The sequence below is a fragment of the Halalkalibacter sp. AB-rgal2 genome (assembly GCF_041821005.1).
GTDB lineage: Bacteria > Bacillota > Bacilli > Bacillales > Bacillaceae_D > Halalkalibacter.
The window spans coordinates 116485-129378 of the sequence record NZ_JBGUAV010000004.1; the positions used below are offsets into that span (position 1 = coordinate 116485).

At 38.9% G+C, this 12894-nt stretch carries 14 protein-coding genes; 1 reads left to right on the plus strand and 13 read right to left on the minus strand.

Annotated features, from left to right (window positions below):
- Window positions 1-16 precede the first annotated feature (16 nt).
- The 8 genes from trmD to smc form a co-directional block, all read right to left on the minus strand.
- On the minus strand, window positions 17-766 hold the full coding sequence (gene trmD, locus ACERJO_RS05015; protein ID WP_373646755.1) for a tRNA (guanosine(37)-N1)-methyltransferase TrmD: 750 nt from the start codon (window positions 764-766) through the stop codon (window positions 17-19).
- Window positions 763-1284, minus strand: coding sequence for a ribosome maturation factor RimM (rimM, locus tag ACERJO_RS05020; RefSeq protein WP_373646756.1), 522 nt, complete (start codon window positions 1282-1284; stop codon window positions 763-765). The genes trmD and rimM overlap by 4 nt, the downstream gene beginning before the upstream one ends.
- 178 nt (window positions 1285-1462) lie before the next feature.
- Complete coding sequence (locus ACERJO_RS05025; protein ID WP_247103936.1) at window positions 1463-1690, minus strand: KH domain-containing protein; 228 nt, start codon at window positions 1688-1690, stop codon at window positions 1463-1465.
- 21 nt (window positions 1691-1711) lie between these two features.
- Window positions 1712-1984 carry a 30S ribosomal protein S16 gene (gene rpsP, locus ACERJO_RS05030; RefSeq protein WP_035340536.1) on the minus strand — a complete coding sequence of 91 codons (273 nt, stop codon included), beginning with the start codon at window positions 1982-1984 and terminating at the stop codon, window positions 1712-1714.
- 87 nt (window positions 1985-2071) lie between these two features.
- The gene (gene ffh, locus ACERJO_RS05035) at window positions 2072-3427 is read right to left on the minus strand and encodes a signal recognition particle protein (protein ID WP_247103935.1); all 1356 of its coding nucleotides are present in this window, start codon (window positions 3425-3427) and stop codon (window positions 2072-2074) included.
- An 11-nt stretch (window positions 3428-3438) separates the two neighbouring features.
- Window positions 3439-3747: a putative DNA-binding protein gene (locus ACERJO_RS05040; protein WP_252120663.1), complete on the minus strand. Its 309-nt coding sequence runs from the start codon at window positions 3745-3747 to the stop codon at window positions 3439-3441.
- A gap of 111 nt (window positions 3748-3858) precedes the next feature.
- Complete coding sequence (gene ftsY, locus ACERJO_RS05045) at window positions 3859-4851, minus strand: signal recognition particle-docking protein FtsY (RefSeq protein ID WP_247103932.1); 993 nt, start codon at window positions 4849-4851, stop codon at window positions 3859-3861.
- A gap of 10 nt (window positions 4852-4861) precedes the next feature.
- On the minus strand, window positions 4862-8428 hold the full coding sequence (gene smc, locus ACERJO_RS05050; RefSeq protein ID WP_373646758.1) for a chromosome segregation protein SMC: 3567 nt from the start codon (window positions 8426-8428) through the stop codon (window positions 4862-4864).
- Between the two features lie 334 nt (window positions 8429-8762).
- Between smc and ACERJO_RS05055 the strand changes: the two genes are divergently transcribed.
- Entirely contained in the window at window positions 8763-8984 is a 222-nt protein-coding gene (locus ACERJO_RS05055; protein ID WP_247103929.1) for a DUF1128 domain-containing protein, read from the plus strand.
- A 63-nt stretch (window positions 8985-9047) separates the two neighbouring features.
- Here ACERJO_RS05055 and rnc read toward each other — a convergent pair whose 3' ends face one another.
- From rnc to plsX, 5 genes are all read right to left on the minus strand, one after another.
- Window positions 9048-9839: a ribonuclease III gene (gene rnc / locus ACERJO_RS05060; protein WP_274169693.1), complete on the minus strand. Its 792-nt coding sequence runs from the start codon at window positions 9837-9839 to the stop codon at window positions 9048-9050.
- 96 nt (window positions 9840-9935) lie between these two features.
- Complete coding sequence (gene acpP, locus ACERJO_RS05065) at window positions 9936-10169, minus strand: acyl carrier protein (protein WP_247103927.1); 234 nt, start codon at window positions 10167-10169, stop codon at window positions 9936-9938.
- Between the two features lie 36 nt (window positions 10170-10205).
- The gene (fabG, locus tag ACERJO_RS05070) at window positions 10206-10949 is read right to left on the minus strand and encodes a 3-oxoacyl-[acyl-carrier-protein] reductase (RefSeq protein WP_247103925.1); all 744 of its coding nucleotides are present in this window, start codon (window positions 10947-10949) and stop codon (window positions 10206-10208) included.
- Window positions 10949-11878, minus strand: a complete 930-nt coding sequence (gene fabD / locus ACERJO_RS05075; RefSeq protein ID WP_373646759.1) for an ACP S-malonyltransferase — start codon at window positions 11876-11878, stop codon at window positions 10949-10951. Before fabD ends, fabG begins: the two co-directional genes overlap by 1 nt.
- Window positions 11879-11888: 10 nt before the next feature.
- The gene (gene plsX / locus ACERJO_RS05080; RefSeq protein WP_373646761.1) at window positions 11889-12884 is read right to left on the minus strand and encodes a phosphate acyltransferase PlsX; all 996 of its coding nucleotides are present in this window, start codon (window positions 12882-12884) and stop codon (window positions 11889-11891) included.
- Between the last annotated feature and the right edge of the window lie 10 nt (window positions 12885-12894).

The window sequence follows — 12894 nt, forward strand, 5'->3', positions numbered from 1 at the left end:
TAGCATTCATAACTTCTCAAGATGATTCATCTTTTTTTTGTGAAAATTCACGTATCCATTTCTTTTCTTCATCATTTAATTGCTTTCCTTTTAGTAAATCAGGACGTCGACTCCATGTTCTCTTCAATGCTTCTTTTCTACGCCACTCCTCAATTCGTTCATGATGACCAGAAAGTAATATATCTGGGACTACATTTCCACGGAAATTAGCTGGCCTTGTATATTGAGGGTGTTCCAATAAACCCGTTGAAAAAGAATCTAGCAAAGCCGAATTAGAATTTCCTAACACACCAGGTAATAATCGAACAATACTATCTGTCATAGCCATTGCTCCTATCTCACCACCCGTTAAGACATAATCCCCTATCGAAATTTCTTCATCTACAAGATGCTCTCGAATTCGCTCATCATACCCTTCATAATGACCACAAATAAAAATCAAATGCCCTTTTTGAGTTAATTGTTCTGCTTTTGACTGCGTATATGGCTCCCCTTGTGGGCAAAGAAGAACGACGTGGGGTTGTTCATACTCAGATGCTTGCTTCACGTGTTCGATTGCATCAAAAATAGGTTGCGGTCTAAGCACCATCCCAGCACCACCGCCATAAGGGTAGTCATCCACTTTTTGGTGTTTATCATTTGCAAAATGACGGTAATTAATCGTATTTAATGATACAATTCCAGCCTGCTGCGCTTTTTTCAAAATCGATGTTTCAAATACCCCATCAAACATTTCAGGAAACAACGTTAAAATGTCAATCTTCATTCAAGTAACCCTTCCATCAAATGAATCGTTATCTTCTTATCCGATATGGAAATGTCTTTAACAACATCATCAATATAGGGGATTAGAATGTCTTTGCCACCACTATTTCTTTGAACAATCCAAACATCATTAGCACCCGTTTGAACAATTTCCTTTACTTTCCCTATTGTTTCTCCTTCATCTGTCATAATGCTACAACCAATGATTTCATAATAGTAATACTCATCCTCATCAAGATCTGTTAAATACTCACTAGACACATATAATGTACACCCTTTAAATTTTTCTACATCATTGATCGAAAAGTAGCCTTCAAATTGAAGTAAATCAAACTGCTTATGTATGCGATGATGACTAACTGTTACGCTTATTTCCTCATTCGTTTGTACGCGTATCATTAGTTTAGAACCTACCGCGTATCGTTCATCACTGAAATCAGTTGATGAAATAACCCGTACTTCGCCTTTAACTCCATGGGTATTAACGATTTTCCCGACTCGAAACCAATCCCCATTCATCACTTTCCCTCCTTATTCGTAAATGTAGATTATGTCCCACTAATATAAAGAACGTATTTATAAATCAGGCATTATGTAACCTGAGACACATTTTATTATTTTAAGCAAAATGCAAAAAGTATAGTCATATATGTACAGAAAAAGGGTGAGGATTCCCCCACCCATTACTTGCACATTACTATTCCATGATGTCTAATTGAACACGCTTATACGATGAAGGTGAGGCATAGAGAATCGTCCGAATGGCTTTAGCTGTTCGTCCTTGCTTCCCTATTACTTTCCCAATATCCTCGCGATGAACAAACAATTGCAACCGCAACATCTGTCCTTCCGTGACTTCTTCAATCCGAATTTCTTCTGGATGATCGACAATTTCTTTCACCATATGTTCTAGTAACGCTCTCATTAGATTCTCCTTTTCGAAGAATTACTTTTGATTTTTTGCATTGTGAAGCTTTTCCATTAAACCAGCATTTGAAAACAGGTTACGCACTGTATCAGAAGGCTTTGCACCTTTTAACATCCATTCAAGTGCTTTTTCCTCTTCTAGATCAACCTTCGCTGGCTGAGTTAATGGATTATACGTTCCAATTTCTTCAATGAAACGTCCATCACGTGGTGAACGAGAATCTGCTACTACTACACGATAAAATGGGGCCTTTTTTGAACCCATGCGCTTTAAACGAATTTTTACTGCCATTCGTTAAACACCTCCACTAAAATTTAAAATTATTATATATGATCAATTTTTATCACATACCACCGTACATGATAAAAAAGGATTTCACTAAAAAGGTAACTTGAATCCACCAAGACCTTTGCCTTTTTTCTTCCCTTTGCCTGAAGACATATTGGTCATTTGCTTCATCATTTTCTTCATATCCTCGAACTGTTTCAAAAGTCGGTTCACATCTTGAATCGATGTTCCACTTCCTTTAGCAATTCGTCTCTTTCTACTTGCATTCATGATGGATGGCTCTTGTTTTTCCTTTGTCGTCATTGAACGAACGATTGCTTCAACTTTACCAATTTGCTTTTCATCCACTTGTAAATCCTTCATGCCCTTTTTGTTCATACCAGGCATCATATTGAGAAGTTCATCTAATGGCCCCATATTACGCACCTGATCTAGTTGCTCGAGAAAGTCTTCGAACGTAAAATCCATCGTTCTCATTTTCTTTTCAAGCTGCTTTGCCTTGTCTTCATCAATATTTGTTTGAGCCTTTTCAATAAGTGAAAGGACATCTCCCATGCCAAGAATACGAGAAGCCATACGCTCAGGGTGGAACGCTTCAAGCTGATCGATTTTCTCACCCATACCTGCAAATTTAATTGGTGTGTTCGTAACAGCCTTAACAGAAATCGCTGCTCCTCCACGAGTGTCACCGTCCAATTTGGTTAACACTACTCCAGTCACATCCAATTGTTCATTAAAGCTCTCAGCTACATTAACCGCATCTTGCCCTGTCATTGCATCAACAACAAGTAGAATCTCATCAGGACTAGCTACCTCTTTTACTTGCTGCAATTCTTGCATTAACTCTTCATCTACGTGCAAGCGACCAGCTGTATCAATGATGACATAATCATGATGATCTTCCTTTGCTTTATCAATGGCTTGTTTGGCAATCTCAACAGGACTAACTTGATCGCCTAGGTTGAACACAGGCATATTTAGCTGCTTTCCTAACGTCTCTAGCTGTTTAATCGCTGCCGGGCGATAAATATCAGCAGCAACTAATAATGGCTTACGGTTATGATTTTTACGTAAATGGTTCGCTAATTTAGCTGTCGTTGTTGTCTTACCAGCACCTTGTAAGCCAACCATCATCACAACTGTCGGGGATTTTGGTGAAACAGCAATCTTACTCTGTTCTCCCCCCATCAACGCTGTTAATTCTTCGTTTACAACCTTAATGACTTGCTGTCCTGGCGTTAAGCTCTTCATCACTTCTTGTCCAAGTGCTTTCTCACGTACACTTGCTATGAATTGCTTTACTACTTTAAAGTTAACATCCGCTTCTAGCAAGGCTAAGCGAACTTCACGCATCATTTCTTTAACGTCTTGTTCACTAACTTTTCCTTTACCGCGTATTTTCGTTAACGTTCCTTGCAATCGCTCCGCTAAACCTTCAAATGCCATGTTGTCGCCTCCTAGTCTAATTTCTCAAGAGAGTCAAGCAGTGACAGAGTCTCTTCAGGAGTCGCATTTTGTTGAATCGTTGTTCGTAACTTCGCCATAAGATCTGTACGTTGCTCAAATTTGAACAATAGCTTAAGCTTATCCTCATATCCTTCAAGCATCACTTCTGTTCTTTTAATATTATCGTAAACAGCTTGGCGACTAACGTCAAATTCTTCAGCAATTTCACCTAAAGAGAAATCATCTAGGTAGTAAAGTGACATATACTTACGTTGCTTCTGTGTTAGTAACGACTGATAAAAATCAAACAAATAGTTCATTCGGAGCGTCTTATCTAACACATCATCAACCCCTTGTTAAGTGATTTCCCTTTACGAATCATTATCTTACACGAATGAAAAGTATGTGTCAAGTTTTTTTCTTAACAAGTACTAATGCTCCTTCTGTTCCTCCTCTTCAATGGCTTCTTTAAACAGACCATATACAAACTGTTCAGCATTAAAAGCTTGCAGATCGTCAACCTTTTCACCTAAACCTACAAACTTCACTGGAATATCCAGCTCATGCCGGATCGCTAATACAATTCCACCTTTTGCTGTACCATCAAGCTTCGTTAAAACAATACCTGATACATTCGTTGCCGAACTGAACGATTTAGCCTGTGAAAGAGCATTCTGACCTGTTGTCGCATCCAATACGAGTAGCACTTCATGAGGCGCGCCAGGAACCTCTCTTTCGATCACACGTTTGACCTTTGCCAGTTCGTTCATTAAATTCACTTTATTTTGTAATCTTCCAGCAGTATCACAAAGTAAGACATCCATATTCCTTGCCTTTGCCGCTTGTAGAGCATCATACATGACAGCAGCTGGATCAGATCCTTCCTGCTGCTTTATAACATCAACACCTACTCGCTCCCCCCATACTTCAAGCTGTTCAATTGCTCCAGCTCTAAAAGTATCACCCGCGGCAAGCAAAACTGATTTCCCTTCTGCTTTCAGTTGATTCGCTAGCTTCCCAATCGTTGTCGTTTTACCGACACCGTTTACTCCAACAAAGAGGATAACACTCATGCCATTTTCATTTAATTGTAATGTCGTTTCATCTTGCTTCTCCAATAAACCTGCAAGCTTTTCTGAAATAACCGGTTGAATATCCTTTGTATCTTTAATATTCTGAAGTCTAACCTCGTCCTTGATCTCATCAATTAATTCCATCACTGTTGTAACACCAACATCTGACTCAATTAAGATCTCTTCTAACTCCTCAAAGAACTCTTCATCTACTTTGCGATAGCGTGATACAAGCTCATTCATTTTACCGACGACCGATTCTCTTGTCTTTTCTAATCCTTCTTTAAACTTATCTGTCACGTCTACCGTTTGATTTGTTATTTTCTCTTTCAGTTTTTTAAAGAAACTCATGTGCTCACACCTAACTTTCTATTAATTCTTTCGTTTCTTCCAAACGGACAGAAACGAGCTTTGAAACACCTGACTCTTCCATTGTAACACCATAGAGAACATCTGCTTCTTCCATTGTCCCACTTCGATGTGTAATGACAATAAATTGAGTCGCTTCACTAAACTCTTTTAAAAATTGTGCAAATCTACTTACATTTGCTTCATCTAATGCTGCTTCTACTTCATCAAGAACACAAAACGGAACAGGCCGTACACGTAATATCGCAAAAAGTAATGCGATCGCTGTCAATGAACGTTCTCCACCAGAAAGCAAACCTAAGTTTTGCATTTTTTTCCCTGGTGGTCGTGCCATAATTTCAACACCTGTATCAAGCAGATTTTCTGGCTCAGTTAGAACTAAATCGGCTTCCCCACCACCAAATAACTTTTTGTATATGACTTGAAAATGTGAGCGAATATGAACATACGTATCGTAAAATCGTTTAGTCATTTCTTGATCCATTTCAGTAATAACCCCATGCAGCGTCTCTTTAGCTTCTTGTAAATCGTTTTGCTGTGTCGTGAGAAAATCAAAGCGCTCACTCACACGGTCATATTCCTCAATTGCACCAATGTTCACTGTACCTAATTCATCAATAGAACGCTTCATTAGCCTTACCTTCGTCTTCGCTTCATTGGCATCGATCGTGAGCTGATAAGTTTGTTGCGCAGCTTCAAAGGAAAGCTCATATTCCTCCTGTATAGAAGATAAGCGATTATCTAGATCGACATCCATTCGATTAACCTTCACTTCAATCGACGTACACTCATTGCTAACAGCAGACTGTAATTGTTGCTTTTCCTTTTGCGTTTGTTCAACTTCTATTAAAAGCTGCTCTTGCTGTTCTCTTTCTTCTCGTAATGATGTAATGTGTACGGTTAATTCTTGCTTTTTCAACCTACTTTCACTAATCATTTCATTAATATGATCTTCACCATTTGTACGGTCAGACATTTCAAGAACTAAATCTTTATATTGATCATTAAGGTCACGATATTCACTCTCAAATTGTTCTTTCATCGTCCCCCAATAATCGACTTGCGAAGAAATCGCTTGGTATTGTTCTTTTATACGCGCAAGTTCAATTTTTCCAGTCGTTAATTGTTCTTGTAATGTTTCCTCAGATTCTTTTTGTTCTTCTTGTTTTTGCTCTAATGTTTTTACCCTTTGTTCTAATTGCTGACCTCTATCTACCATAACATCATAGGTTGAGTCTAACGTTTGAATCCGTTCAGTCATTTGACTAATCTCATTCGTAAAGCTATCTTTTTCTCGATCGAAGCGTGTGAATTGGTCTTTCGTCAATTCTAGCTCACGCTCAATGACTGTAACGTAAGATTTCATCTCCTGCCATTCTTGCCTAATGTTCTCTCCGCTTCCTCTTAATGATTCTCTCTTCTCCATTAATTGTTGAGAAACACTTTTTAACTCCTTCACTTCCTGTTCTAATGAATCGGCTACTTCCTTTAGATTGGAGAGCTTATTCTGTAAATCTTCTAGTTCTCGTTTACGACCAAGAAGTGGGGTTTGCTTTTGTTTCACCGCCCCTCCGGTCATCGAACCACCTGTATTAACAACATCTCCTTCTAATGTCACGACGCGAAAGCGATGTCCAACCCTCTTGGCTAACTCATTAGCAGCCTGTAAATCTTCAGCAATAATAACATTACCGAGCAGATGCTCTAATACAGGTCGATATCGCTCATCCGAACGTATTAAGCTCGCTGCAACACCTAAAAAACCTAAATGTTCACTCAAAGCCTGTACTTGGGCTGCCGGTATCGTCCTTGCCTTTAATACAGGTAAAGGTAAAAATGTCGCTCGTCCAATTCGATTCAGTTTTAAATATTGAATCGCCTTTCGTGCGTTCGCCTCACTATCCACAACAATATGCTGTGTTGCTCCACCTAATGCAATTTCGATCGCCGTTTCATATTGCTTTGGTACACGTAATAACTCAGCAACAGCACCGAGAATCCCTGTCAATTTACCATTTCGTTCCTTTAGGATTTCCTTAACACCATGAAAAAACCCAGAAAAGTCCGATTGCATTTCCTCCAATACATCTGCACGTGATTGGAGCTTTTGCTGAAGCTGAAAGGTTTCGTACAGCTTTGATTCCTTCTGTTGATACATCGACTCCTGCTTTTCAGCTTGACTCGAAATTCGCCGATATTCGTCCGTAATTCTTTCCAACTCTCGTTGCGTAATCGATTCTTTCTGCTTAGCTTCCTCAAGCTCTTTCAACCACTTTTGATGAACTTGAACAATATCTTCATTTTCTGTTAACAAACGTTGTTGCTTCTTTTTTTGATGATCAATTTGTTCTTCTAAGTAACGTTTTTCATTACGAATACTAGCTTGCTCATTCAAAACTTCAATATAGTCTGATTTTAATTGATCCATTTCATCTTCTAAATCTGTTGCAGAGCGATTAGCAAGCTGCTCCTTTTCTGAAACAGTTCGCTTAAATTCATTTAAGCGGGTACGAATTTCTTGCTCTTTCTTCTGCTCTTCTTCGAACTTCTTTTGAGTTGACTCTAATTGGTCTTTCTTTTCAGCAATCGATTTCTCTAATTGCTCTTTATGTTGTGATGCATTTTTCCGTCGTTCTTTTAATACTTCTTTACGACCTTCATTCTTCTCTAACTCTTCACTAGAATGAAGGAGTTCATCCTGCATATTAGATAGACGTTGACTCATATTACTTAGATTCTCACGTATCGCAAGACGCTGCTCTTCTAAATCAATCAGTTCTTCATTTAGATGTTGAAGCTTCTCCGTATGTGTCGCCAGTTGTTCTTTTTTCAATAACCAATTCTCATGTAATTGCTCAATTTCAAAAACCATTAAGGCAATATCTATTTCTTTTAATTCCTCTTTAATCGCTAAATATTCCTTAGCAAGTGAGGCTTGTTCCTTTAGTGGCTCCACTTGCGACTCGAGCTCATGAAGTATATCTTCCACACGAAGTAAATTATCTTGTGTCTCGGTTAAACGTTTCTCGGCTTTGACTTTTCTCGTTTTGTATTTCAAAACGCCGGCGGCTTCTTCAAAAATGACACGACGATCTTCAGGCTTATTACTTAAAATTTCTTCTATTTTCCCTTGACCAATGATTGAATAGGCTTCCTTTCCAAGTCCAGAATCAAGGAACAAATCAACAATATCTTTTAATCGACAGAGTTGCTTGTTAATAAAATACTCACTATCACCAGACCGATAAACACGCCTCGTTACACTGACTTCACTATAATCGATCGCTATGTATTGATCCTCATTGTCTAAAATTAAGCTCACTTCAGCATAGTTTAGTGGTTTACGACTATCACTTCCAGCAAAAATGATATCCTCCATTTTTGCTCCTCTTAATGACTTTGCCGATTGTTCACCAAGAACCCAGCGTATACTATCTGAAATATTACTTTTTCCACTCCCATTTGGTCCAACGACTGCCGTTACACCTGGAACAAAATCAATATTAATTTTTTCGGCAAATGATTTAAATCCGACGACCTCTAGTCGTTTGAGGAACATAGTCTTCTCCTCCTAACTATGTATGACAACTAAATAATTTTATCATATTAACAAAAGAATTGACATATAGAGGTTGTTCAAAATGGGCGCTTTTTCCCTTTTTGAATAACCTCGAAGTAATGAGTGTAGTCGCTACATCTTTTAAAGTCCTGTAGTGAGTCGTATTCTCGCCACAGGACACGTAGTGAATGAAGCCACATATAGACATTTAACGTCAAGTGAAACAAGTCATTCGAATTTGTTATTGCTTCTTTTTCAATGTAAATTGGGTTTTAAGAGGACAAAGTGATGTGGCTATGGTACGATGAAATCACTAGAAATAAGGAGTGAGATCATGAATTTAGATACTCAATCGAGAGAAAACATTGAATATATGCTTGACTCTATTAAAGACAAGCTACAAATTGTAAATGCTAGCGCGTTAAATTCAAAGAACTTCGACACCGAGCAATATGACGATTTACGTGATATTTACGAGCATGTCAAAAAACAGTCTAGCTTTTCAGTAAGTGAATTGGATGCAATTGTTACCGAATTAGGCCAACTACGAAAATAACCGATCCCCTATTAGTAAAAGAGTCGCTATCTAAAGAAGTAGCGACTCTTTTACTATGCGAAATTATTTTAACTTTTCTTTTTCATTTACATTCATAAGTGCTTGCTGAGCCGCATGTTGTTCAGCTTCTTTCTTTGAGCGCCCTGTACCGACTCCAATAGTTTCCCCATTTAACTGGACTTCTGATACAAATTCACGATTATGGGCAGGCCCACGTTCCTGAACGATTAAATATTGGATTAAACCGAGGTTATCACGTTGAATAAATTCTTGAAGCTGACTTTTAAAATCCATCATATGAGAAAAAGCACCATCGTTTATCTTAGGATAAATAGTCTGATTTAGAAATTCTAATACCGTATCAAGTCCTTGATCAAGGTAAAGAGCACCAATAAACGCTTCAAATACATCGGCTAATAAAGCCGGTCTTGCTCTTCCACCTGTCATTTCCTCGCCCTTTCCTAACAATACCATCTCTCCAAATTTTAACTCTTGGGCAAATAAAGCTAGGGAAGGCTCACATACAATAGAGGCACGAAGCTTTGTCATATCTCCCTCACTCATCGTATTGAATTGTTTAAATAAAAATTGAGAAACAGACAGTTCAAGTACAGCATCACCGAGAAATTCTAAACGTTCATTATCTTGACAAGAAAAAATACGATGCTCATTCACATAGGATGAATGGGTAAAGGCTTGAATTAATAATTTACGATTATCAAAATGTAATTGCAATCGCTCCATTAACTCATCAAACTTTTGCTTTTGATCTTTTGAAAGCACCATTTTACGAGGTGCACGTCTACGATCATGCTGGTACCTAGCACGTTTTGAAGGTCTTGAAGATTGTGGCATTCATAAACCACCTCCGTCTTTTTACATCTTCTAATAAGGTGGAAATACTAGGGTTTCTCCTTTCTAATATGAAAGGAGAAACACCTTGTCTTCCTATTAATTACGGTTGTTTATGTAATCAACGACATCAGCAACCGTTGAAATTTTCTCCGCTTCTTCGTCGGAAATTTCTAGGTCAAATTCATCTTCTAGCTCCATAACAAGCTCTACAACATCTAATGAATCTGCACCAAGATCGTCTTTAAATGAAGCTTCAGGCTTCACTTCTGCTTCTTCAACACCTAGACGATCAACAACAATCTTCGTAATACGTGATAAAGTATCTGCCATTTTCATTCACCTCCTCTCAAAGAGTACCATTCAATCTTATGGCATAACCATTCCGCCATCAACATGTAATGTTTGGCCTGTCATGTAATCCGCATCTGAACTTGCTAAAAAACGAATTGTATTGGCTATATCTTCCGGCTTACCTAATGTTGCAAGTGGAATTTGATTTAACAACTGAGCTTTCATATCTTCTCCAAGCTCATCTGTCATATCCGTTTCAATAAAACCTGGAGCGACTGCATTTACATGAATATTACGGTTAGCTAGCTCCCGTGCAAGAGTCTTTGTTAACCCGATTACACCCGCTTTAGCTGCGACATAATTCGCTTGACCGGCGTTTCCTAAAACAGCTACCACCGAAGCAACATTAATAATACGACCATATCGTTGCTTCATCATTTGGCGACTTACTGCCTTTGCACATTGAAAGACTCCTTTTAAATTCGTGTTGATCACATCATCCCATTCGTCATCCTTCATACGCATTAGCAGGTTATCTCGTGTAATTCCAGCATTGTTCACAAGAATATCAATGCGTCCAAACGCATCAACGGTTTGCTTCATTAACGCTTTCACTTGTTCTCCATCAGCAACATTTGCTTGAATGGCAATTGCGTCAACTCCAAATCCTTTTATCTCTGTAACAACCTCTTCTGCTTTTGCTTGACTACCTGCGTAATTCACGACAACATTAGCTCCATTACGTCCAAGCTCTAGCGCTGTTGCACGACCAATCCCACGAGAAGCGCCTGTCACAATCGCTGTTTGACCTTGTAGCATTATTCACTCACTCCTTCTAATTGCGCCTTTACTTTCATAACATCTTCCTTTGACTGTACAGAGATCGCTTTTACTTTTCGATTGACCTTTCGAACTAGCCCTGTTAAAACATTGCCACTTCCTATTTCAACAAATGTGTCAACTCCATTATCTAATAACGTATGGATCGTATCCTCCCATAAAACAGGCGAATAAACTTGCTGAATCAAGTTCTCACGAATGGTTGCGGCATCATCAACACGAGATGCAGACACATTTGCAATCACTGAAATGTTCGCATCTTGAATGTCCAACTTTGCTAGTACTGTTGCGAGCTTTTTTGCAGCTGGTTTCATTAGGGACGAATGAAATGGCCCGCTTACTTGCAATGGTAAGACGCGACGTGCTCCTTTTTCTTTCGCTAATCTGCTAGCCTCTTTTACACCAGCAGCAGAACCTGAAATGACGATTTGTCCTGGACAATTTAAATTAGCTAGCTCAACAATTCCTTTATGCTCATAAGCTCTCGTACAAATTGTTTCTAATGTAGCACGCTCCAATCCTAATACAGCGGCCATTGCCCCTTCACCATTCGGTACAGCTTCCTCCATAAATAATCCCCGTTGACGCACAGCATAAACGGCATCCTCAAACCTCATCGCTCCTGCTGCAACTAGAGCACTGTATTCGCCAAGACTGTGACCGGCAACGAAATCAGCCATTAAACCTTCTTCCTGCATCATTTGCAGTAGTGCAACGCTCATTGTAACAAGTGCTGGTTGAGTATGCTCTGTTTTCTTCAACTCTTCTTCAGGTCCTTCATACATGATTGTTGACAATGAGTAATCGAGAACTCGGTCTGCGCGTGAAAAACAATCAGACTCTACATCCTTCCCCATTCCAACTGATTGTGAGCCTTGCCCCGGAAACAAAAACGCTACCTTCCCCATCTTATCTCTCCTATTCCTCATTTACTGATTTAGCCACTTCATTTTTAATGATTGTGACCACTTGCTGATCAACCATCTCATACGCTTGTCTAATAGCATGAAAAACAGCCGTCTCATCTGAAGATCCATGAGCTTTAATCAAGGGTGCTTTTAAACCGTAAAGTCCGGCGCCACCATATTGCGAATAGCTCATTTGATTTTTTATTTTACGAAAGCGTGGTTTTAACGCTGCCGCAGCCATTTTTGAAAAAAGTGAGCTTGTTAATTCTTTCTTCATAATAGAAAAAAGAGCTCCAGCAGTCCCTTCAATGGATTTTAAAACGAGATTACCAGAAAACCCATCGCTTACAACGACATCGGCTACTCCATTAAGTAGATCTCTTGCTTCTATATTACCAACAAAATTGATGTTAGCATTCTCAAGCAATGAAAAGGTATCTTTCGTAAGCTCATTTCCTTTTCCGCTTTCAGTACCTACATTCAATAAACCAACGCGAGGTTTACGAACATTTCGCACCATCTGCATATAAGTATGACCCATTATAGCATATTGTAATAAATGCTTAGGCTTAGCATCCATATTTGCTCCAACATCAAGTAATAAGAAGCCTTTTCCATTTAGTGTTGGCAACATTGGTGACAAAGCAGGCCGATCAATCCCTTTAATACGGCCAACATGTAACAGACCAGCCGTCATTAAGGCTCCTGTATTACCAGCAGAAATCGTTGCATCCGCTCTTCCTTCCTTGACTTCTCTAACGGCTAATACCATGGATGAATCTTTCTTTCTTCTGACTGCTGTCGTCGGTTGATCAGTATCCTTTATCTTTTCAGTCGTATGTAAAATCGATATTCTCTCTTCTTTAACTAAATATTTCTTAATATCTTCTTCGTTACCAACAAGAGTTATTTCCAAATCGGAATACGTTTGAGCAGCTTTTTGAGCAGCCTCTACTTGAGCTTTAGGCGCGTTGTCGCCTCCCATTGCATCAATTGATATTTTCATCATGGTCTCT